Origin of the sequence: Proteus terrae subsp. cibarius (assembly GCF_011045835.1) — a bacterium.
Classification (GTDB): domain Bacteria; phylum Pseudomonadota; class Gammaproteobacteria; order Enterobacterales; family Enterobacteriaceae; genus Proteus; species Proteus cibarius.
The window spans coordinates 3,591,377-3,612,230 of record NZ_CP047349.1; the positions used below are offsets into that span (position 1 = coordinate 3,591,377).

The following is a 20,854-nucleotide window of genomic DNA, read 5'->3' on the forward strand; positions in this document are numbered from 1 at the left end:
TTGACAGACTGCCATTTCTAGCAGTCTGTCTTTATGGAATACGTTATTCGTCTTCCAATTCGATGTTGATACCCAGTGAACGGATCTCTTTCAACAATACGTTGAACGACTCTGGCATACCTGGTTCCATCTGATGGTTACCATCAACGATGTTTTTGTACATTTTGGTACGACCGTTAACGTCATCCGACTTAACAGTAAGCATTTCTTGAAGAGTATATGCTGCACCGTATGCTTCCAGTGCCCACACTTCCATCTCCCCGAAACGCTGTCCACCAAACTGTGCTTTACCACCAAGAGGTTGTTGAGTAACCAAGCTGTACGAACCGGTAGAACGGGCGTGCATCTTGTCATCAACTAAGTGGTTCAGTTTAAGCATGTACATGTAACCAACAGTTACTGGACGCTCAAATTGTTCACCTGTACGGCCATCGAAAAGTGTAATCTGACCAGAAGTTGGAAGATCAGCTAATTTCAGCATCTCTTTAATTTCCATTTCTTCTGCACCATCGAACACTGGTGTTGCGGTTGGCATACCTTTTTTCAGGTTTTCAGCCAGACGTAACACTTCTTCATCGCTGAAGGTGTTCAGATCAACTTTCTGACGAGGTGCCATACCCAGATCGTAAGCTTTCTGGATAAATTCACGTAACTTAGCAACTTCTTGTTGCTGTTTCAGCATCGCATTGATCTTATCACCGATACCTTTAGCAGCCATACCCAAGTGAGTTTCAAGGATCTGACCGATGTTCATACGTGATGGTACACCTAGTGGGTTCAGTACGAGGTCTACTGGATTACCGTTTTCATCGTATGGCATGTCTTCAATTGGGTTAATCTTAGAGATAACACCCTTGTTACCATGACGACCCGCCATCTTGTCACCAGGTTGGATCTGACGTTTAACAGCCAGGTAAACCTTAACGATTTTCAGCACGCCAGGTGCTAAATCATCGCCTTGAGTGATTTTACGACGTTTAGCTTCCAGTTTCTTCGCGAACTCAGCTTTCAGTTCATCATACTGTTCAGCTAATTGTTCTAACTGGTTTTGCTTCTCTTCATCCGCAATACCCAGCTCTAACCAACGTTCACGAGGTAATTTGTCTAATTTCTCAGCTTCAATACCGCCAGCAATTAGAACTCCACGGATACGAGCGAATAGACCAGCTTCAAAGATACGCAGTTCTTCAGTTAAGTCTTTCTTAACTTCACGTAACTGTGATTCTTCGATTTCTAATGCACGTTTATCTTTTTCTACGCCATCACGGGTGAAGACCTGTACGTCAATAACTGTACCAGACACACCATTAGGAACACGTAGAGAAGAATCTTTAACATCAGACGCTTTTTCACCGAAGATAGCACGTAGCAGTTTCTCTTCTGGAGTCAGTTGAGTTTCACCTTTAGGCGTTACTTTACCAACCAGAATGTCGCCGCCTTTCACTTCAGCACCGATATAAACGATACCTGATTCATCCAGTTTAGATAACGCTGCTTCACCGACATTCGGAATATCAGCAGTGATCTCTTCAGGCCCTAACTTAGTATCACGAGAGACACAAGCGAGTTCTTGAATATGGATAGTAGTGAAACGGTCTTCTTGAACAACACGCTCAGATACAAGGATGGAGTCCTCGTAGTTATAACCATTCCATGGCATAAATGCCACGCGCATGTTTTGACCTAATGCTAGCTCACCAAGGTCTGTTGAAGGACCATCAGCTAACACGTCACCGCGATCAACAGGTTCACCTAAAGATACGCAAGGAGTTTGGTTAATACATGTGTTCTGGTTAGAACGAGTGTATTTAGTCAAGCTGTAGATATCGATGCCCGCTTCACCAGCGTAAGTCTCTTCTTCGTTAACTTTGATAACGATACGAGAAGCATCAACATACTGAACAACACCACCACGTTTAGCAACCGCAGTAACACCGGAGTCAACCGCTACCGCACGTTCCATACCTGTACCTACTAGTGGTTTATCACCACGAAGTGTAGGAACAGCCTGACGTTGCATGTTCGCACCCATCAATGCACGGTTGGCGTCATCGTGTTCAAGGAATGGGATCAGTGAAGCACCGACAGAAACAACCTGTTGAGTTGAAACGTCCATGTACTGAACTTGGTCACGACTAAATAAGCTTGACTCACCTTTATGACGGCAAGTAACTAATTCTTCAACGAAATGATTGTCATCGTCTAATACGGAGTTAGCCTGAGCAATGATGAAGTTACCTTCTTCGATTGCAGACAGATAGTGAATTTCATCTGTTACAGCGTTGTTTTCAACAACACGGTAAGGCGTTTCTAGGAAACCGTACTCGTTAGTCTGTGCATAAACAGATAATGAGTTAATAAGACCGATATTTGGACCTTCAGGCGTTTCGATTGGGCACACACGACCGTAGTGAGTTGGGTGTACGTCTCGAACTTCGAAGCCTGCACGTTCACGGGTCAAACCACCTGGGCCTAATGCAGAAATACGACGTTTGTGCGTAATTTCTGATAGAGGGTTATTCTGATCCATAAACTGTGATAACTGGCTAGAGCCAAAGAATTCTTTGACAGCAGCAGAAATCGGTTTTGCGTTGATCATATCTTGTGGCATTAATGCATCAAGATCGCCTAAAGACAGACGCTCTTTAACTGCACGTTCAACACGCACCAGACCAACACGGAATTGGTTTTCAGCCATTTCGCCAACAGAACGAATACGACGGTTACCTAAGTGGTCGATATCATCCACTTCACCTTTACCATTACGGATATCAATCAGTTTTTTCATTACTTCAATGATATCTTCTTGGCTCAGGATGCCAGAACCTTCAACTTCGTCACGGCTTAACGAACGGTTGAACTTCATACGACCCACAGCAGAAAGATCATAACGATCTTCAGAGAAGAATAAGTTCTCAAATAAGTTTTCTGCAGCTTCGCGTGTAGGTGGTTCACCAGGACGCATCATGCGATAGATTTCAACTAATGCGCTTAAACGATCGTTTGTAGGATCGACGCGAACAGTTTCTGAAATATAAGCACCATGATCTAAGTCATTGGTAAACAGAGTTTCAATCGTTTTATGACCAGCTTGACTTAAGCGAGCTAACACATCTAAAGAGATTTCCATGTTAGCGGCACAAATCAGCTCACCTGTCGCTTCATCAATATAGTCACGAGCAACCACTTTACCTGCAATGTATTCAACAGGTACTTCAATGCGGTCAACTTGCTCTTTTTCTAATTGACGAATATGGCGAGCGGTAATACGACGGCCTTTTTCGACATACACTTTGCCGTTTGCTTCAATATCAAATGAAGCAGTTTCACCACGCAGACGTTCAGGCACTAATGTCATCATCAGCTTGTTGTTGCTGATTTCAAACAATGTTTTTTCGAAGAATAATCCTAAGATGTCTTCAGTGCTGTAGTTCATTGCGCGTAAAATGATAGTCGCAGGTAATTTACGGCGACGGTCAATACGGACAAAAAGGTTATCTTTAGGGTCGAATTCGAAGTCTAACCATGAGCCACGATAAGGGATAATACGTGCGTTATACAGTACCTTACCTGAAGAGTGTGTTTTACCTTTGTCACTATCAAAGAACACACCAGGGCTACGGTGTAACTGGGAAACGATAACACGCTCAGTACCATTGATAACAAAAGTACCATTATCGGTCATTAATGGGATTTCACCCATATAGACTTCTTGTTCTTTGATGTCTTTAACGGTGCCTTCTGGGGCTTCACGTTCATAAATGACCAGACGCAGTTTTACACGCAAAGGTGCTGAGTAAGTTACACCGCGGATCTGACATTCTTTAACATCAAAAACAGGCTCGCCTAAGCGGTAGCTGACATATTGTAATTCAGCATTACCACTGTAGCTTTGGATAGGAAATACGGAACGGAAAGCGGCTTCCAGACCGTTTTGACCATCAGGATCTTGCTCGATGAACTTCTGGAACGAGTCAAGTTGGATAGAAAGGAGATAGGGAACATCCAGAACTTGTGGACGTTTACCAAAATCCTTACGAATACGTTTTTTCTCGGTATAGGAGTAAACCATAGGGTTCCTCAGCTCGCTGAAAAGTGACCCACTCTGCCTGTCCTTAACTTTTTAAGGATGGCTCGACATTCTGCTAACACTGTTTTTTTGTAGGTAGGAAAACAACTATTTCCCGAATATTCATTGCTATTACTCTTAAATCATTTCATTGTGTCGATCTCACTACCGAGCTTTCGAGAACGTGGATCGTAGTGATTAACACAGTATATTAAGTCGTCAATAGCAAGAAATATTGAAGTAATGAGACACCAAAAAAGTGTGAAAAAGTGACTCTTACCTTACAGCGCAAAAAGGCTGGTGACCAAAAAATCACCAGCCATCAGCCGTTAGGCTGCACTCTGGGAAGTTAAATTATTTAACTTCAACCTCAGCGCCTGCTTCTTCCAGAGCTTTCTTCAGAGCTTCAGCATCATCTTTGCTTACGCCTTCTTTCAGAGCTGCTGGTGCAGATTCTACTAAGTCTTTAGCTTCTTTCAGGCCAAGACCGGTAGCGCCACGTACTGCTTTGATTACTGCTACTTTGTTACCGCCGATAGCTTTCAGGATAACGTCAAATTCAGTTTTCTCTTCAGCAGCTTCTGCTGGACCTGCAGCAACAGCAACAGCTGCAGAAGCAGATACACCGAATTTTTCTTCCATCATAGAGATCAGTTCAACAACGTCCATTACAGACATTTCAGCAACTGCGTTTAAGATATCGTCTTTAGAAATAGACATAACAAGTGTTCCTAAAATTCAGAAAAAGTTTATACGTAAATAAAGCAACGAAGAAATTGGCTATTAAGCAGCTTCTTTCTGATCGCGCAGAGCAGCCAGAGTGCGAACCAATTTGCCTGCAGAGGCTTCTTTCATGGTTGCCATCAGGCGTGCGATTGCTTCATCGTAAGTTGGGAGTGTAGCCAGACGATCGATGTTCGAACCTGGGATAAACTCACCTTCAAAGGCAGCCGCTTTAATCTCGAATGCTGGGTTCGCTTTCGCGAAATCTTTGAACAGACGAGCTGCAGCGCCCGGATGTTCAGCAGAAAATGCAATCAAGGTTGGACCAACAAATGCATCTTTCAGTACTTCATAAGAAGTACCTTCAACAGCACGACGCAGAAGAGTGTTACGTACTACACGTACAGTAACGCCAGCTTCACGACATGCTTTACGCAGTTCGGTCATTTTAGCTACAGTAACGCCACGGGAATCCGCAACAACTGCAGAAAGCGCACCTTTGGCAACTTCGCTGACTTCAGCAACAATCGCTTGTTTGTCTTGAAGATTTAGTGCCATTAGCTTCTTGCTCCTGGATTAACCGAGTAAAAACTCGGGACTCACATCACTTATTACCACAATGGTATAAGCGCTAAAACACGGTGAGTAGAATCCAGAATATATAATTCTTTATTGGCTCTCTCACCGTCTACGCAGGAAAATTAAGTAATTACTTACACCTGCGGTCTTGGACGGGGTCTGGATAGGCCAGACTCCAACCGAAATTCAGAGAATTTAGTTATGTCGACTTAAATAAAATACAACATAGCTAAACTCAAGGCGTCAAATTCTATACAAATTTGACGCCAAGGTAAAGTCTTTTATGACTTTAGTCTAATCTAAGATTAAACTGTTGCGCTTAGGCTAGCTTGATCAATCGCAACACCTGCACCCATAGTGGTAGACAGGCTTACTTTCTTGATATAAACGCCTTTTGCTGCTGATGGTTTTGCTTTTTTCAGAGCAACCAGCAGAGCTTCTAAGTTTTCTTTCAATTGAACTTCGTTGAAATCAACTTTACCGATAGTGGTATGGATAATACCATTTTTGTCGTTACGGTAACGAACCTGACCAGCTTTAGCATTTTTAACTGCTTCAGCAACGTTAGGAGTTACAGTACCCACTTTCGGGTTTGGCATTAAGCCACGAGGGCCAAGGATTTGACCTAATTGACCTACAACGCGCATTGCATCTGGAGATGCGATAACAACGTCAAAGTCCATTTCGCCAGCTTTAACTTTAGCAGCTAAGTCGTCCATACCGACTAATTCAGCGCCTGCTTCTTTAGCAGCTTCTGCATTTGCACCTTGTGCGAATACAGCAACGCGAACTGAACGGCCAGTACCGTGTGGAAGTACAGTTGCACCACGAACGTTTTGATCTGATTTACGTGCATCGATGCCAAGGTTAACAGCAACGTCAACGCTTTCAACGAATTTAGCAGTAGCCAGTTCTTTCAGTAAAGCAACTGCTTCAGCAATTTCGTACTGTTTAGTTACTTCAACTTTCTCACGGATATTGCGCATGCGCTTGGTTAGTTTAGCCATCAGATTAATCCTCCACTACCAGGCCCATGGAACGAGCAGTACCTTCGATTGAACGCATCATAGCTTCAACGTCAGCACCAGTCAGGTCCGCAGCTTTAGTTTCTGCGATTTCACGAACTTGAGCAGAAGTAATTTTACCTACTTTCTCTTTGTTCGGTTTGCCAGAACCTGATTTCACGCCCGCAGCTTTCTTCAGCAGAACTGCTGCTGGAGGAGTTTTGGTAACGAAAGTGAAAGAACGGTCAGCGTAAACTGTAATAACAACAGGAATTGGTAAACCTTTTTCAACGCTTTCAGTTTTAGCGTTGAATGCTTTACAGAATTCCATGATGTTAACACCTTGTTGACCCAGAGCTGGACCAACTGGTGGACTTGGATTAGCCATACCTGCAGCAACTTGCAGTTTGATATAGGCTTGGACTTTCTTAGCCATTAATTAATTCCTCAATGTGGGTATATCGCCCGGCTAGGGCTCCCCGATTTTACTTTGTTCTGTCTTATGACAAAACAACTCAAAACGAAAGGTGGAAAATTGTAGATAACTTTTCCACCTTTTGCAAGAAAGCAACGTAAAAAGGTTTAACCTTTTTCAACCTGACTAAAGTCTAATTCAACTGGTGTTGCACGACCAAAGATTGATACAGAGACTTTTAAGCGGCTTTTTTCGTAATCAACTTCTTCAACAACACCGTTAAAGTCAGCAAATGGACCATCGCTAACACGAACCATTTCACCTGGTTCAAACAGTGTTTTAGGACGCGGTTTATCACCAACTTGTTGTAAGCGATTCATAATCGCATCAACTTCTTTATCGCTAATTGGTGCAGGTCTGTCAGACGTTCCGCCAATGAATCCCATAACACGAGGTACATTACGTACTAAGTGCCAAGTTGCATCGTTCATGACCATTTGGACAAGAACATAACCTGGGAAAAATTTACGCTCACTTTTGCGACGTTGACCGCTACGGATCTCAACCACTTCTTCGGTTGGAACCATAACTTCGCCGAATGAGTCTTCCATTTCGTTTAATTTGATATGCTCACGCAGAGACTGTGCAACACGGCCTTCAAAGCCTGAAAAAGCCTGAATGACATACCAGCGTTTTTTTGGAGAATCAGTCATGAACACCTCACAGGCCAGTAATAAAGGAAACAAAACGAACCAGAATGCCATCCAGTCCCCAAAGAACTAATGACACAATAGCCGTCACCGCAGCAACAATCAGGGTTGTCTGCAATGTTTCTTGACGTGTTGGCCATACTACTTTACGCATTTCAATGCGTGCTTCACGAGCAAATGCTAATGTTGCTTTACCTTGTGTTGTCCACAACGCGAACCCACCCGCTGCTACGAACAAAGCAACAACAGCTAAAGCTCGTAACGCTAGGTTAAATTCACGGTAAAGATAGTTGCCACCCACCGCTACTGCCAGCAATAAAACGGTAATGATCCACTTAGCGATATCACCACCGCGTTTGCTATCTTGAGCTCCGCTATTCGCACTCATAAATTAACCTGTCATATGATGTAAATAAATAGCCAGCTTGCCTCGCAAGAGCAAAACAAATCAGACTAACCATAAAATCAACTATGATTGCATCTGACACAGTGTCATATCTCTATGACATTCGTATCTGCAAGATACTGGACTCGATTCGTTGTATCAGAGCCTATCTCACCAATAATTTACAACAAACTAGTGATGAGATAGGTTCTTTTTCAAACAACGCATAAAAAGGGCATCGATTGATGCCCTTCTCTAGGAAATTACGCGAGTAATTAACCTAATACTTTAGCAACAACGCCCGCACCTACTGTACGGCCACCTTCACGGATAGCGAAACGTAAACCGTCGTCCATCGCGATTGGGTGAATCAGTTCAACGATCATGTTGATGTTGTCACCTGGCATTACCATTTCTACGCCTTCTGGTAATTCGATAGTACCAGTTACGTCAGTTGTACGGAAGTAGAACTGTGGACGGTAGCCTTTGAAGAATGGAGTGTGACGACCACCTTCATCTTTGCTCAGAATATAAACTTCTGATTCGAATTTAGTGTGTGGCTTGATTGAACCTGGTTTAGCCAGTACTTGTCCACGTTCGATTTCTTCACGTTTAGTACCACGCAGAAGAACACCAACGTTCTCACCTGCACGACCTTCGTCAAGTAATTTACGGAACATTTCAACGCCAGTACAAGTTGTTTTAACGGTTGGTTTGATACCAACGATTTCAACTTCTTCACCAACTTTAATAACACCACGCTCAACACGACCTGTTACTACTGTACCACGGCCTGAGATTGAGAATACGTCTTCGATTGGTAACAGGAATGGTTTGTCAATTGCACGCTCTGGTTCTGGGATGTATGAATCCAGTGCTTCTGCTAATTCAACAATTTTTGCTTCCCACTCAGCTTCGCCTTCCAGTGCTTTCAGCGCTGAACCACGGATTACTGGAGTGTCATCACCTGGGAAATCGTACTGAGACAGAAGTTCACGAACTTCCATTTCTACTAATTCCAGTAACTCTTCATCATCTACCATGTCACATTTGTTCAGGAATACGATGATGTAAGGAACACCAACCTGACGGCCTAACAGGATGTGCTCACGAGTTTGTGGCATTGGGCCATCAGTCGCAGCAACAACCAGGATAGCTCCGTCCATTTGCGCAGCACCAGTGATCATGTTTTTAACATAGTCGGCGTGACCTGGGCAGTCTACGTGTGCGTAGTGACGAGTTGGTGTGTCGTATTCTACGTGTGAAGTAGAGATGGTGATACCACGAGCTTTTTCTTCTGGTGCGTTATCGATTTGATCGAATGCACGAGCAGCACCACCGTAAGTTTTAGCTAAAACTGTAGTGATTGCAGCAGTCAGAGTTGTTTTACCGTGGTCAACGTGGCCGATAGTACCAACGTTAACGTGCGGTTTTGAACGTTCAAATTTTTCTTTAGACACGACTATATTCCTTAATATCGCTCCCTCAAATAGAGGGAGCGTAAACTAAATTGAACTCGAAAGGATCTTATTTCGCTTTACGAGCTTCGATAATAGCCTGAGCGACGTTGCTAGGCGCTTCGTTGTACTTCAAGAACTCCATAGAGTAAGAAGCACGACCCTGAGTTTGTGAACGCAGGTCAGTTGCATAACCGAACATTTCAGCCAGTGGTACTTGAGCACGGATGATCTTACCGGTAGGCAGATCGTCCATACCTTCAACCATACCACGACGACGGTTTAAGTCACCGATAACGTCGCCCATGTAATCTTCTGGCGTTTCAATCTCAACTTTCATGACTGGCTCAAGCAGAATTGGCTTAGCTTTCATGAAGCCGTCTTTAAATGCCATTGATGCGGCAATTTTAAACGCGATTTCTGAGGAGTCAACATCATGGTAAGAACCGTAATGTAAACGAGCCTGAATATCCACAACAGGGTAACCTGCTAATGGACCAGATTTCAGCTGTTCTTGAATACCTTTATCAACAGCTGGGATGAATTCTTTAGGAATTACACCACCAACGATATCATTGATAAATACGTAGTTCTCTTCACCACCTGCTGGTAATGGAGACAGGTCCATAACAACATGACCGTACTGACCACGACCACCAGATTGTTTCGCGTGCTTACCTTCGATATCAGTTACTGTATCACGAATAGTTTCACGGTAAGCAACCTGTGGTTTACCTACGTTCGCTTCAACTTTAAATTCACGACGCATACGGTCAACTAACACGTCTAAGTGCAGCTCACCCATACCAGCAATGATAGTCTGACCAGTTTCTTCGTCGCTTGATACGCGGAAAGATGGATCTTCTTGAGCCAGACGGTTCAGAGCGATACCCATTTTTTCTTGGTCAGCTTTAGTCTTAGGTTCGATAGCAACAGAGATTACTGGCTCTGGGAATTCCATACGTTCTAAGATGATTGGTGCATCAATTGCACATAAAGTATCACCTGTAGTTACGTCTTTCAGACCGATAGCAGCAGCGATGTCGCCCGCACGAACTTCTTTAATTTCTTCACGCTTGTTAGCATGCATCTGAACAATACGGCCAAAACGTTCTTTTTTGTCTTTAACCGGGTTCAGAACTGTGTCACCTGAGTTTACAACACCAGAGTACACACGGAAGAATGTTAAGTTACCAACAAATGGGTCAGTAGCGATTTTGAATGCCAGAGATGAGAATGGCTCGTCGTCGCTTGAATGACGTTCTGCTGGAGTATCTTTACCGTCTGGTAACATACCTTTGATTGCAGGAACATCTGTTGGTGCTGGCAGGTATTCAATTACCGCATCCAGCATTGCCTGAACACCTTTGTTCTTAAATGCAGAACCACAGGTAACCAGGATAATTTCGTTATCTAGAACGCGTTTACGCAGAGCAGCTTTGATTTCTGCTTCTGTCAGTTCTTCACCGCCCAGATATTTGTCCATCAGGTCTTCTGATGCTTCAGCAGCAGATTCAACCAGGTTGTTGTGCCATTCTTCAGCTAAATCTTGCAGATTTGCAGGAATGTCTTCGTATTCGAAGGTAACACCTTGGTCTTCTTCATTCCAACGGATTGATTTCATTTTAATTAAATCAACAACACCGGTGAAATTTTCTTCAGCGCCTACTGGGATTTGCAGTGGAACTGGGTTTGCTGCCAGACGTGTTTTGATTTGTTCAACAACACGCAGGAAGTTTGCACCCATACGGTCCATTTTGTTAACGAACGCGATACGTGGTACATGATATTTGTTAGCCTGGCGCCATACTGTTTCTGACTGAGGCTGAACACCACCAACTGCACAGTAAACCATAACCGCGCCATCAAGAACACGCATAGAACGTTCTACTTCGATTGTGAAGTCAACGTGTCCTGGGGTGTCGATGATGTTTACACGGTGAGGCTCAAACTGTTTAGCCATACCAGACCAGAATGCAGTAGTTGCTGCGGATGTGATAGTAATACCACGTTCCTGCTCCTGCTCCATCCAGTCCATTGTTGCTGAACCTTCGTGAGTTTCACCAATTTTATGGTTTACACCGGTATAAAACAGAATACGTTCACTTGTAGTGGTTTTACCGGCATCGATGTGCGCACTAATACCGATATTACGGTAGCGTGCTATGGGGGTTTGACGAGCCATTTTTTCCTCTCTCGTGGGCGTTCAATTCAGGTAAAGGACAGCAAAGCTGTCCTGAAAAGAGTTGCAATACTCCGTGGATTACCAACGGTAGTGTGCGAACGCCTTGTTTGCATCTGCCATACGGTGAACGTCTTCACGTTTCTTAACAGCAGCGCCTTTGTTTTCAGCCGCATCAGATAATTCATTTGCCAGGCGAAGAGCCATGGATTTATCACCGCGTTTACGAGCAGCTTCAACAATCCAACGCATTGCTAATGCATTACGACGAACTGGGCGTACTTCAACTGGAACTTGGTAAGTTGAACCACCAACACGGCGGGATTTAACTTCCACAGTAGGACGTACGTTATCTAATGCGATTTCGAACGCTTCCAGTTCAGTTTTGCCTGAACGCTGAGCCAGGGTCTCAAGCGCATTATATACGATAGATTCTGCAGTAGATTTTTTACCGTCTACCATCAGAATGTTTACAAATTTGGCCAGCAGTTCTGATCCGAACTTAGGATCTGGCAGAATTTTACGTTGACCAATTACACGACGACGTGGCATGGAAATACTCCGTTTAAATTCAGGGTTGTCCAAAACTCAATGAGTTTATTTTGACATTAATGGTGAAAAAATGTTTGGCCTTACTTAACGGAGAACCATTAAGCCTTTGGCTTCTTCACACCGTACTTAGAACGAGCTTGTTTACGGTCTTTAACACCGGAACAGTCCAGCGCGCCGCGAACAGTGTGGTAACGCACACCTGGTAAGTCTTTAACACGACCACCACGGATTAAGATTACGGAGTGTTCCTGCAAGTTGTGGCCTTCACCACCGATGTAGGAAGAAACTTCGAAACCGTTAGTCAAACGCACACGGCATACTTTACGCAGTGCTGAGTTTGGTTTTTTTGGAGTGGTAGTATATACACGAGTACATACGCCACGTTTTTGCGGGCAAGCTTCCAGAGCTGGAACGTTGCTTTTAACAACTTTCGAGCTACGAGATTTGCGCACCAGCTGGTTAATAGTTGCCATTTAAAAAAAGCTCCTGGTTTTTGCTTCGTAAACACGGATTTGAACTCTGTCTTGTCAACAAGACAAAACATGAGGACGCAGAATTTTATTGCTGACGGGCTCATGTGTCAAGAATTATACAGCAATTCTACGCTCCCCAATGAATTTGTTGGGGGTGTTTTACCGTTAAATCGACAAAATCACCATAATTGATAAGTTTAATGTGATGAGATACTTGATCTTTTAAGCCTCTTGCCAAAACATCATCAATTAATGCGTAAACTGAAATTTGCTGTTGGAGACAATATTTTAATAAGGGATTGTCTTCAAGAACTGCCAGTACACCATCTTGTATTAACAAAACATCATCTTCTTTTGCCAATAAAGATAAAAAAGCCTCTAAATCACTTTGATAAATAGAGACAGAATAAGTATACAACATAACCGTTCAACCTTCCTGACTAACTTCTGTATTAAAAGCGCAATACCACATCATATTCACTCAATTTTTGAGCAATATCTTCTTGGGATATCACCTGTGCATCCAACACAAAAGAAGTTTGAGAGGATAATCCACGATGAGCCATGTCTTTCTGTGATATATAGACGTTTGTCACATCATACAAGGGTAGCACTTTAAATGTTGCCGCATGATGACGTGATAGCACTCCTTCAGGCTGTTGATTTTCAACAAGTTGAAACACACCATCAGAGATAAAAAAAACACCAATATCTTCTGTTAATGCAGAGGTTGCGAGTAAAGCATCTAAACCTTCTCGCCCTGCACTATTACCATGAGGTGCTTGAGTAAAAAGGAATGCGATTGAATTCATTTTCTTCATTAAAATTGCACCACACGGGAACAGGTTAACATCGCTTGAGCCAGTGAACCTAATCCGCTTAACTCAAATTCAGTTGCCATATTATGGCAATCCCTTTCCTGCTCTTTTGCCTGCTGCTCATCGATAATTCCTCTACGCAATGCGGCAGCAACACAAACATTCAAGGGAATTTGATGTTTTTTCGCCAATGTAACCCACGCTTTAGGGAGATCAAATTCATCATTTGCAGGCGATACCAATTTATTAGCATTCACAACACCTTCCCGATAGAAGAATACTTGTGAAATCTTATGCCCTTTTTCAAGAAGGGCATTTGCGAATAAATAGGCACTTGAAGCTTGTTCAGTTCCGTAATGAGGCCCTGTAACCACTAAACAATATGTCAAGGAACTCATAATGTTGCCTTATTCTCCATTTTTAAACTGGCGAATATAGAGATACACAGTATGTTTTGAGATATTTAAGCGATCTGCAACCTGATTAATGGCATCTTTAATATCAAAAATACCTTTCTCATAAAGGCTTAACACCACTTGTTTATTCTTAGCATTATTCGCAACTTCGCGATCATTATTTACTTCTTCAATCGTAAACTCTAATGTTTGAGCCACTAAATCATCGACAGATGAAGCAAAGTTAACATCGGATGCAACTTCATGCGTTTCTTCAGGAATAAAGGTTTTGATTATTTCAGAGAATGGAACATCAAGGTTCATATTAATACACAATAAACCAATGACACGACGTTCACGGTTACGAATAGCAATCGTGATTGACTTCATCAATGCACCACTTTTCGCTCTAGTAAAATAAGCCTTTGAAAAACTTGAATCTTCATCTGTGATGTCATGTAACATTTGTAATGCCAAATCGGTAATTGGAGAACCAATCTTACGACCAGTATGTTCTCCATTCGCGATTTTAACCGCTGAACATTTCAAATCTTCCAGAGAGTGCAATACGATTTCGCAATGATTGCCAATGAGCATTGCCAAACCATCCACGGCTGCTTCATAGGACTTTAGTATTTCGTGATCAGTTTGAGTAAAAGGTCGGCTATCTAGTTTTTCAAACTCGCTGCTGTCACCATTAAATAACGGGCTAGACATTTGATTATATAATCCTTAAAGGCTTTAATTATGATAATGACTTGAGGTTCTATTTTTTATAACGATTCGTCATTGCGGATCAATTCAATATTAAAAAAATTTAAATATAAAAACAGAATTAAGAACGATTCTGACGTTAGATCGCCAGAAGATCTACGTCAAGTAACTTAGAATAAGAGCTTTGTGATAGGTCACAGCTTTTTTCATTTTTCTTTATCTTTTGTACTCATTCCCACCTTTTATTTTTGAAAATTTTCCTTTTTCAGAGTGGGCAGGATAAAGATTGACACTACTGAATAGATTACCTATATTCCAAATTATTGTTATTTTAACGAGTGATTAATCCTATGAATACACTGATGATATGCCAATCTCAGCAAACTTCATCAATAATAGGATCAATTTCTGTTGCTTCTATGCCTATTGAGATTCTCTCTTCACCACCTCCGCCTGTGAAAGTGGTTGTAGTCAATACAACGGTTGTTGTTGCAACTCACGTTGCTTGATTTATTTACTTAGCTTAAGAACGGACTTAATCACCACTTATATAGTGATATGTTGCTTACGTTTATTCATTGATATTTTATCAATTAGCTAATAATCATTAAAAATAATCAAGCTCTCTTATTGCTTATTTTACAGGTATATCATCATGTACTTACGTCAATATTGGGCAAAATTCGGCCCAACAACGTTATTCGTTTTATTGTGGAGTAGTGGCGCTATCTTTTCTCGTTGGGGATTAGATAATGGTAGCTCATTTGCAATTTTAACTTGGCGTTTTATTATCGCTTTAGCGTTTCTCTCTTTTTTATGTATTCAGCGCCATCGCTTTTTGCCACCGAAAGGAAGTCGTTTAAAAACAGCATGGGTCGGTTTACTTATTATTGGTGGTTATTCTATCTGTTATCTTTTAGCGCTTGCTAATAGCATTACACCAGGAATGTTAGCCACAATTATGGGCGTTCAGCCAATTATTACATTATGGATAATAGAACGTAATTTTACAGCGACACGACTATTAGGGCTTTTAATCGCCTTGGCTGGATTAGTGTTAGTGGTTGCCCAAAGTTTATTTAATACGGCCCTCTCATTGACGGGAATGATTTATGCGTTAGTCGCACTACTCTGCATGAGCTTTGGTGCAATCTCACAGAAAAAACTGCAATTAGCACCGATGGATGCCTTACCGTTACAATATGTTGTTAGCCTTGCGTTATGTTTATTATTTGTACCCTTCCAGCCTTTTCATGCTTCATTCGACATTGGCTTTATCATTCCTGTACTTTGGCTTGCTGTGATCATTTCTGTTGTTGCTCAATTGCTACTATACCGCTTACTCACAGCGGGTAATTTAGTTAACGTCACTAGCTTATTTTATTTAGTACCTGGCGTAACAGCATTAATGGATTACATCTTCTTAGGTAACAAAATGTCTTGGCTAAGTTTGGCTGGAATGGGAGCAATCATTGTAGGCTTGCTGTTTGTTTTCAAAAAGCCCAAAGCCATTATTATTGAAGAAACAATAGACTAACACTATGAGTTAATAAACAAACAATAAGCTATACATTAGAAATAAAAATGCTGACATGAATGTCAGCATTTTTTTAGTGATATTTAGAGATAAGTGAATTACTTATCGCTTTCAACACTCAGTAATTCAACTTCAAATACTAATGTTGAGTTAGCAGGAATACCACTTGTTGCACGTTGTCCGTAGCCTAATTCTGGTGGAATAACTAACTTGATTTTACCGCCTTCTTTGATGTACTTCATACCTTCAGTCCAGCCAGGAATAACGCTTTTCAGGCTGATTGTCAGAGGTTCGTTACGATCATAAGAGCTATCAAATTGTTTACCATCAATCAGCATGCCTTTGTAGTTTACAGTAACACGATCAGCATCTGTTGGTGTTTTGCCTTTACCTGGGTTTTCAACTAAATACAGTAAGCCTGATTTAGTTTTTACTACACCTTTCTCAGCGGCAAACTCTGTACGGAATTTATCACCCGCAGCTTTGTTTTCTGTCGCTTCTTTTTCCATTTTTGCTGTTGCAGCAGTACGGACTTGGTCTTCAAAAGCCGCTAATGTTAATTCAATTTCAGCGTCTGATAATTTTGATTTACTATTAAATGCATCCTGAACGCCTGCTAACAGTTGTTTGGAATCTAAAGTAATACCAATATTTTTTTGTTCTTGTAATGCAGCTTCCATATAGCGACCCATCGACGCGCCTAACGCATAGGCATTTTGCTCATTTTGAGTTTTAAATGCGCTATTTAATGTTGGCACTTTAGCTGTAGCTTCTTCAGCGAATGCATGAGGTGCACTGAATGCGAAAGCTAAACTGGTTGCCAGCAACGTCGTTTTTAATAAAGATTTCATCCCATTCTCCAGTATATGTTAGTGAGTCGCTACGTTTTGCAAACGATCATCATAGATCTTTGCTTAAACGTTTTGCATCACATCTTGCTGTCGTTGCGGTATAGATCTCATCCGCGGGTAGCAATTTTATATGAATTTAAAAAATTTGCCGACACTCTTAACAGTTAATGTTAGGATTTTTGTCAGCACAGAGTGCTATCACATTAGCAAAATAGTCTTTTATCTCAAACCAGATTTATGTCTTCCTGTGTATATATCAGTAAATAAGATTAAATTTCGCGAGTTTGTTAATCATATTCGTCGTAATAGGACATTTTAAAGGAGGAAAAACACAATGGATATTAAGGAAGTAGAGCGATTGCTCATTCAATTAGAAAGCAAAGTTGCTTTCCAAGATGCGACTATTGAAGAATTAAATCAGGTGGTCACACAGCAACAAATCGAAATTAGCCGCTTTAAAGAAGCCTTAAAAATTGTTTCAGAGCGCCTAAAAAACTCTCAAACCTCAATACTTGCTAGACCTGAGGACGAAACACCTCCACCTCACTACTAAGTTCTCGTTTGTTATTGATATCAAAACCGAAAACAAAAAAGGAGCGTTTAGACGCTCCTTTTGATCTTTTCAACGAAAGATTAGTGCTGGCAACCACAACCGCCATTACCGTGGCCGTGACCACCGTGGCCATGACCGCCGCCACCGCAGCATCCACCTTCTTCACCGTGTGAATGACCGTGACCGTGGCCACCGCCACAGCATCCGCCTTCTTCACCGTGACCGTGGCCACCGCAACATTCGTGCTCTTCTTCTTCACCGTGTACGTGACCGTGAGCTAATTCTTCTTCAGTCGCTTCACGAATTGCAACGATTTCAACATGAAACTTCAGGTTTTGACCTGCTAACATGTGGTTACCATCAACGATAACTTCGTCACCTTCAATACCTGTAATTTCTACTGGTACTGGACCTTGATCGGTATCAGCAAGAAAACGCATACCAACTTCTAACTCATCAACACCAACAAAAACATCTTTCGGTACACGTTGAACTAAGTTTTCGTCGTATTGACCATATGCATCGTCAGAAGCCACTTCTACGTCGAATTTTTCACCGACTTCGCGACCTGTTAACGCATTTTCTAAACCACTGATTAAAGAACCACGGCCATGCAGATAGTCTAACGGTGCGCTCACCGTGGACTCATCAACTAAAACACCGTCTTCTGATCTTACTTGATAAGCCAGACTAACTACCAAGTCGTTTGCTACTTTCATGACATCTCCTACATACCCGTGGGCAAAATTTTCCCGATTGTAACGAAAAATAAATCTTCTGTATCGGGTTATATCAAAAAACCTACAATTATTGTGGTGTAAAGATCCCAATGACCTGCTCATTTTCACGAACAAGGGAATTAACTTCACCCTCTGTTTGCCGTTGTTGATGGCCACATTTCGCACATTCCACAATATCCACTTTATCTTCACGCCACATTTTGAGTGTATCTTGAGCTTGACAGTGTGGACACACAGCTCCTGCGATAAAGCGTTTACGGGTTGCAGACATGGGGTCAGTTCTCCTATTTATCAATAGATTTTTTTTCTTTGTGTATTTGAGGAATATCTTCTGTTAAAGATTCATCCCAAATATCAGGCTGATGGTGCTCTTGACGAATTTCTTCACTAAATAACTCCTCAAGTTCCCGTCTCGCTTCTTTTACTCGTGAAACGTTAGAAACTTCTTCAGGTGATTCATCCACCAGCTTTCTCAATAAGTTGATATCCAGACGACGAAAATGCTGTTGTGCCCGATAAGCTTGATGAGGATGCATTCCTAATTCAATTAACGTCTTACGACCTAACTCTAAGGCACTAGAAAATGTTTCACGACTAAAATCTGTTACGCCTGCTTTGAGCAATTCATGAGCTTCAACACGTCCTCTTGCCCTTGCAATAATATGCAAGTTAGGGAAATGATGCTGACAGAGATGAACAATTTCCATCGTAGCTTCAGGTTCATTACAGGTGATAACAATGGTTTTAGCATGTTCAGCACCGGCAGCACGCAATAAATTGAGATCAGTGGCATCACCATAATACACTTTATAGCCATATTTACGCATGGTGCTTATGCTTCCAACATCATGCTCTAATACCGTGACGTTAATCTTATTCGCCATTAACAAACGCCCTACAACCTGACCCATTCGGCCAAATCCGACAAGAATGACCTCTGGGTGGTTATTTTCAACAAAGGGCTGTTCGTCCGTTTTAGCTTCATTATAGCGACGAGCAAACACAGCGTCTGTCATTTGCATCACAAGAGGCGTTGTCATCATAGAAAGCGTGACAACAACCAACAATAACGCCATTTGCTGACTATCTAATACGCCCATTGCCATCGATGTCGAGAAAACAACAAACGCAAATTCCCCGCCTTGGCTTAACACAGCTGAGAATTGTAATCGTGTGGAAAAACGTAATCTGGCTAACCACGCAATACTATAAAGTATCAATGCTTTTACAATCACCAGAACTAAGACGCCCAATAATACTTGTGGGAGATAACGCCATAAAATACCGATATCTAAAGACATACCGACAGAGATAAAAAAGAGTCCTAAAAGTAAGCCTTTAAAAGGCTCGATGGAGATCTCTAATTCATGTCGATACTCTGAATCTGCCAATAACACGCCCGCAATAAAGGTTCCCATTGCCATTGAAAAGCCAAGAGTTTCCATAAAAATAGCGGCACCTAATACAACAAGCAGCGCAGCGGCAGTAAAAACTTCCCTTACTCCCGATTTCACCACTAAGCGCAAAAGTGGACGTAATAAATAACGACCACAAATCAGCAATCCAGCAAAAGCAGCCACTTTCACACCAATGCGATACCAATCACTACTTGCCGTTTCTCCAGCCAACAAAGGAATAACGGCAAGGATAGGAATAACGGCCATATCTTGGAAAAGTAAAACAGCAAAACCTAATTGCCCGCCTTCATTATGGTTCATTCCTTTTTCGTTCATAAGTTGCAACGCCATTGCCGTGGAAGACATCGCAATACCTAAGCCTCCAATAACAGCCGCCTGCCATGAAAAAGAAGTAAAAACGAGAATGAGCCCTGAAAAAATAGATGCAGTTAATACCACCTGCATTGAACCAACACCAAAAATGGCTCGCCTTAATTCCCATAACTTGGCTGGATTTAATTCCAAACCAATAAGGAACATTAAAAAAACCACACCTAATTCAGCAAAATGTAAGATGTTATCAACATCTTTAAACAGCCCTAATCCCCAAGGACCAATAGCAATACCCGCAATCAAATAACCGAGTACTGCACCAATTTTAAGGCGTTGTGCAATCGGCACCATAATCACGGCAGCACACAAGAAAAAGAGCACAGCTTTAATCATCCAATTATCTTCCATTAGGCTTACTCCCCTTCAAGTGGCGCACTTAACCAATGACGATAAGCCTCACCGATATGAGTCAGTGTTGTTTTAGACTGTTGTCTTGCTGAATACACAATCATTGGTGATAACCAGCGCATACCACACATTTCTGCCATTAATTCAAAAGGACGTAATAACTCTGTCAGTGTGTAGTGATTCTTCCCATCATGTTGATAAGCCTGCTCAGGCTCTCCCGTTGTAATAACACAACGAAATGACTTACCCTTTAATTGTGCTCTACCTGCTTTGTTAGCAAATGGACGAGTTAACACTCTGTCTTGCCACTCTTTTAATAATGCAGGGCAACTATATGTTTGCAATGGAAATTGAAAAACGATCACTTGGTGCTTACACAGCAAGGATTGTTCATGGTGTATATCAATAAAAAAATCAGGATAAGTAGCATATAAATCATGGATAGTTATATTTTCTAAATCCCTCACCGCTTTTAATAACGCCTTATTGGCGATTGATTGACGCGGTTCGGGATGAACATACACCAGCAATACATTTGATGCGTTTGACATCATTCCTC

At 41.9% G+C, this 20,854-nt stretch carries 23 protein-coding genes; 3 read left to right on the forward strand and 20 right to left on the reverse strand.

Translation table 11 applies throughout. The features are described from left to right. Positions 1–43: 43 nt before the first annotated feature. From rpoB to GTH25_RS16520, 15 genes are all read right to left on the reverse strand, one after another. A complete protein-coding gene (gene rpoB, locus GTH25_RS16450; protein WP_075673748.1) occupies positions 44–4,072 on the reverse strand; it encodes a DNA-directed RNA polymerase subunit beta in 4,029 nt (1,342 codons plus the stop codon). A gap of 351 nt (positions 4,073–4,423) precedes the next feature. After that, positions 4,424–4,789 carry a 50S ribosomal protein L7/L12 gene (gene rplL / locus GTH25_RS16455; RefSeq protein WP_075673747.1) on the reverse strand — a complete coding sequence of 122 codons (366 nt, stop codon included), beginning with the start codon at positions 4,787–4,789 and terminating at the stop codon, positions 4,424–4,426. 63 nt (positions 4,790–4,852) lie between these two features. After that, the gene (rplJ, locus tag GTH25_RS16460; RefSeq protein ID WP_006534706.1) at positions 4,853–5,350 is read right to left on the reverse strand and encodes a 50S ribosomal protein L10; all 498 of its coding nucleotides are present in this window, start codon (positions 5,348–5,350) and stop codon (positions 4,853–4,855) included. A 326-nt stretch (positions 5,351–5,676) separates the two neighbouring features. Next, the gene (rplA, locus tag GTH25_RS16465) at positions 5,677–6,378 is read right to left on the reverse strand and encodes a 50S ribosomal protein L1 (protein ID WP_075673746.1); all 702 of its coding nucleotides are present in this window, start codon (positions 6,376–6,378) and stop codon (positions 5,677–5,679) included. 4 nt (positions 6,379–6,382) lie between these two features. Beyond that, on the reverse strand, positions 6,383–6,811 hold the full coding sequence (gene rplK / locus GTH25_RS16470) for a 50S ribosomal protein L11 (RefSeq protein ID WP_075673745.1): 429 nt from the start codon (positions 6,809–6,811) through the stop codon (positions 6,383–6,385). A 146-nt stretch (positions 6,812–6,957) separates the two neighbouring features. Then, the gene (nusG, locus tag GTH25_RS16475; RefSeq protein WP_004246900.1) at positions 6,958–7,503 is read right to left on the reverse strand and encodes a transcription termination/antitermination protein NusG; all 546 of its coding nucleotides are present in this window, start codon (positions 7,501–7,503) and stop codon (positions 6,958–6,960) included. Positions 7,504–7,510: 7 nt separating this feature from the next. Next, the gene (gene secE / locus GTH25_RS16480; RefSeq protein WP_006534701.1) at positions 7,511–7,888 is read right to left on the reverse strand and encodes a preprotein translocase subunit SecE; all 378 of its coding nucleotides are present in this window, start codon (positions 7,886–7,888) and stop codon (positions 7,511–7,513) included. Between the two features lie 272 nt (positions 7,889–8,160). Then, positions 8,161–9,345: an elongation factor Tu gene (gene tuf / locus GTH25_RS16485; protein WP_036933947.1), complete on the reverse strand. Its 1,185-nt coding sequence runs from the start codon at positions 9,343–9,345 to the stop codon at positions 8,161–8,163. 67 nt (positions 9,346–9,412) lie between these two features. Then, positions 9,413–11,527 (reverse strand): elongation factor G, encoded by a 2,115-nt coding sequence (gene fusA / locus GTH25_RS16490; RefSeq protein ID WP_075674199.1) that lies wholly within the window; start codon positions 11,525–11,527, stop codon positions 9,413–9,415. Positions 11,528–11,605: 78 nt separating this feature from the next. Continuing rightward, the gene (gene rpsG, locus GTH25_RS16495; protein ID WP_004246897.1) at positions 11,606–12,076 is read right to left on the reverse strand and encodes a 30S ribosomal protein S7; all 471 of its coding nucleotides are present in this window, start codon (positions 12,074–12,076) and stop codon (positions 11,606–11,608) included. Between the two features lie 98 nt (positions 12,077–12,174). After that, a complete protein-coding gene (rpsL, locus tag GTH25_RS16500; protein WP_004236497.1) occupies positions 12,175–12,549 on the reverse strand; it encodes a 30S ribosomal protein S12 in 375 nt (124 codons plus the stop codon). A 127-nt stretch (positions 12,550–12,676) separates the two neighbouring features. Beyond that, positions 12,677–12,970 (reverse strand): sulfurtransferase complex subunit TusB, encoded by a 294-nt coding sequence (gene tusB / locus GTH25_RS16505; RefSeq protein WP_075674198.1) that lies wholly within the window; start codon positions 12,968–12,970, stop codon positions 12,677–12,679. A gap of 31 nt (positions 12,971–13,001) precedes the next feature. Beyond that, positions 13,002–13,370, reverse strand: coding sequence for a sulfurtransferase complex subunit TusC (gene tusC, locus GTH25_RS16510; protein ID WP_083629137.1), 369 nt, complete (start codon positions 13,368–13,370; stop codon positions 13,002–13,004). Beyond that, positions 13,370–13,765 carry a sulfurtransferase complex subunit TusD gene (tusD, locus tag GTH25_RS16515; RefSeq protein ID WP_075674197.1) on the reverse strand — a complete coding sequence of 132 codons (396 nt, stop codon included), beginning with the start codon at positions 13,763–13,765 and terminating at the stop codon, positions 13,370–13,372. Before tusD ends, tusC begins: the two co-directional genes overlap by 1 nt. A 9-nt stretch (positions 13,766–13,774) precedes the next feature. Further along, positions 13,775–14,479 carry a helix-turn-helix transcriptional regulator gene (locus tag GTH25_RS16520; protein WP_023583301.1) on the reverse strand — a complete coding sequence of 235 codons (705 nt, stop codon included), beginning with the start codon at positions 14,477–14,479 and terminating at the stop codon, positions 13,775–13,777. Positions 14,480–14,826: 347 nt separating this feature from the next. Here GTH25_RS16520 and GTH25_RS16525 point away from each other — a divergent pair, with 347 nt between their 5' ends. Beyond that, entirely contained in the window at positions 14,827–14,985 is a 159-nt protein-coding gene (locus GTH25_RS16525) for a hypothetical protein (protein ID WP_156734278.1), read from the forward strand. A 146-nt stretch (positions 14,986–15,131) separates the two neighbouring features. Further along, on the forward strand, positions 15,132–16,013 hold the full coding sequence (locus GTH25_RS16530) for a DMT family transporter (protein WP_075674196.1): 882 nt from the start codon (positions 15,132–15,134) through the stop codon (positions 16,011–16,013). Positions 16,014–16,111: 98 nt separating this feature from the next. On the opposite strand, the gene fkpA is transcribed toward GTH25_RS16530, so the two are convergent. Continuing rightward, positions 16,112–16,864, reverse strand: a complete 753-nt coding sequence (gene fkpA, locus GTH25_RS16535) for an FKBP-type peptidyl-prolyl cis-trans isomerase (protein WP_075674195.1) — start codon at positions 16,862–16,864, stop codon at positions 16,112–16,114. Positions 16,865–17,198: 334 nt separating this feature from the next. On the opposite strand from fkpA, the gene GTH25_RS16540 reads away from it, so the two are divergent. Continuing rightward, positions 17,199–17,417: a SlyX family protein gene (locus tag GTH25_RS16540; protein ID WP_023583298.1), complete on the forward strand. Its 219-nt coding sequence runs from the start codon at positions 17,199–17,201 to the stop codon at positions 17,415–17,417. A gap of 80 nt (positions 17,418–17,497) precedes the next feature. Here the strand turns inward: GTH25_RS16540 and slyD are convergent, their stop codons facing one another. The 4 genes from slyD to kefG form a co-directional block, all read right to left on the reverse strand. Next, positions 17,498–18,136, reverse strand: a complete 639-nt coding sequence (gene slyD, locus GTH25_RS16545) for a peptidylprolyl isomerase (RefSeq protein ID WP_069369613.1) — start codon at positions 18,134–18,136, stop codon at positions 17,498–17,500. Between the two features lie 88 nt (positions 18,137–18,224). Further along, positions 18,225–18,428, reverse strand: coding sequence for a YheV family putative zinc ribbon protein (locus tag GTH25_RS16550; protein ID WP_036914399.1), 204 nt, complete (start codon positions 18,426–18,428; stop codon positions 18,225–18,227). A gap of 13 nt (positions 18,429–18,441) precedes the next feature. Further along, a complete protein-coding gene (kefB, locus tag GTH25_RS16555) occupies positions 18,442–20,295 on the reverse strand; it encodes a glutathione-regulated potassium-efflux system protein KefB (protein WP_075674194.1) in 1,854 nt (617 codons plus the stop codon). A 5-nt stretch (positions 20,296–20,300) separates the two neighbouring features. Further along, positions 20,301–20,846, reverse strand: a complete 546-nt coding sequence (gene kefG / locus GTH25_RS16560) for a glutathione-regulated potassium-efflux system ancillary protein KefG (protein ID WP_075674193.1) — start codon at positions 20,844–20,846, stop codon at positions 20,301–20,303. Positions 20,847–20,854: the final 8 nt, after the last annotated feature.

Excerpts from the sequence above, each read along its gene's own strand:
- fkpA (WP_075674195.1), bottom strand. The coding sequence starts at position 16,864 with ATGAAATCTTTATTAAAAACGACGTTGCTGGCAACCAGTTTAGCTTTC.
- rpsL (WP_004236497.1), bottom strand. The coding sequence starts at position 12,549 with ATGGCAACTATTAACCAGCTGGTGCGCAAATCTCGTAGCTCGAAAGTT.
- GTH25_RS16540 (WP_023583298.1), top strand. The coding sequence starts at position 17,199 with ATGGATATTAAGGAAGTAGAGCGATTGCTCATTCAATTAGAAAGCAAA.
- GTH25_RS16530 (WP_075674196.1), top strand. The coding sequence starts at position 15,132 with ATGTACTTACGTCAATATTGGGCAAAATTCGGCCCAACAACGTTATTC.
- tusD (WP_075674197.1), bottom strand. The coding sequence starts at position 13,765 with ATGAGTTCCTTGACATATTGTTTAGTGGTTACAGGGCCTCATTACGGA.
- GTH25_RS16525 (WP_156734278.1), top strand. The coding sequence starts at position 14,827 with ATGAATACACTGATGATATGCCAATCTCAGCAAACTTCATCAATAATA.
- rpsG (WP_004246897.1), bottom strand. The coding sequence starts at position 12,076 with ATGCCACGTCGTCGTGTAATTGGTCAACGTAAAATTCTGCCAGATCCT.
- fusA (WP_075674199.1), bottom strand. The coding sequence starts at position 11,527 with ATGGCTCGTCAAACCCCCATAGCACGCTACCGTAATATCGGTATTAGT.
- rplL (WP_075673747.1), bottom strand. The coding sequence starts at position 4,789 with ATGTCTATTTCTAAAGACGATATCTTAAACGCAGTTGCTGAAATGTCT.
- rplA (WP_075673746.1), bottom strand. The coding sequence starts at position 6,378 with ATGGCTAAACTAACCAAGCGCATGCGCAATATCCGTGAGAAAGTTGAA.
- tusC (WP_083629137.1), bottom strand. The coding sequence starts at position 13,370 with ATGAAGAAAATGAATTCAATCGCATTCCTTTTTACTCAAGCACCTCAT.
- kefB (WP_075674194.1), bottom strand. The coding sequence starts at position 20,295 with ATGGAAGATAATTGGATGATTAAAGCTGTGCTCTTTTTCTTGTGTGCT.
- GTH25_RS16550 (WP_036914399.1), bottom strand. The coding sequence starts at position 18,428 with ATGTCTGCAACCCGTAAACGCTTTATCGCAGGAGCTGTGTGTCCACAC.
- secE (WP_006534701.1), bottom strand. The coding sequence starts at position 7,888 with ATGAGTGCGAATAGCGGAGCTCAAGATAGCAAACGCGGTGGTGATATC.
- rplJ (WP_006534706.1), bottom strand. The coding sequence starts at position 5,350 with ATGGCACTAAATCTTCAAGACAAACAAGCGATTGTTGCTGAAGTCAGC.
- nusG (WP_004246900.1), bottom strand. The coding sequence starts at position 7,503 with ATGACTGATTCTCCAAAAAAACGCTGGTATGTCATTCAGGCTTTTTCA.
- kefG (WP_075674193.1), bottom strand. The coding sequence starts at position 20,846 with ATGTCAAACGCATCAAATGTATTGCTGGTGTATGTTCATCCCGAACCG.
- GTH25_RS16520 (WP_023583301.1), bottom strand. The coding sequence starts at position 14,479 with ATGTCTAGCCCGTTATTTAATGGTGACAGCAGCGAGTTTGAAAAACTA.
- rpoB (WP_075673748.1), bottom strand. The coding sequence starts at position 4,072 with ATGGTTTACTCCTATACCGAGAAAAAACGTATTCGTAAGGATTTTGGT.
- slyD (WP_069369613.1), bottom strand. The coding sequence starts at position 18,136 with ATGAAAGTAGCAAACGACTTGGTAGTTAGTCTGGCTTATCAAGTAAGA.
- rplK (WP_075673745.1), bottom strand. The coding sequence starts at position 6,811 with ATGGCTAAGAAAGTCCAAGCCTATATCAAACTGCAAGTTGCTGCAGGT.
- tusB (WP_075674198.1), bottom strand. The coding sequence starts at position 12,970 with ATGTTGTATACTTATTCTGTCTCTATTTATCAAAGTGATTTAGAGGCT.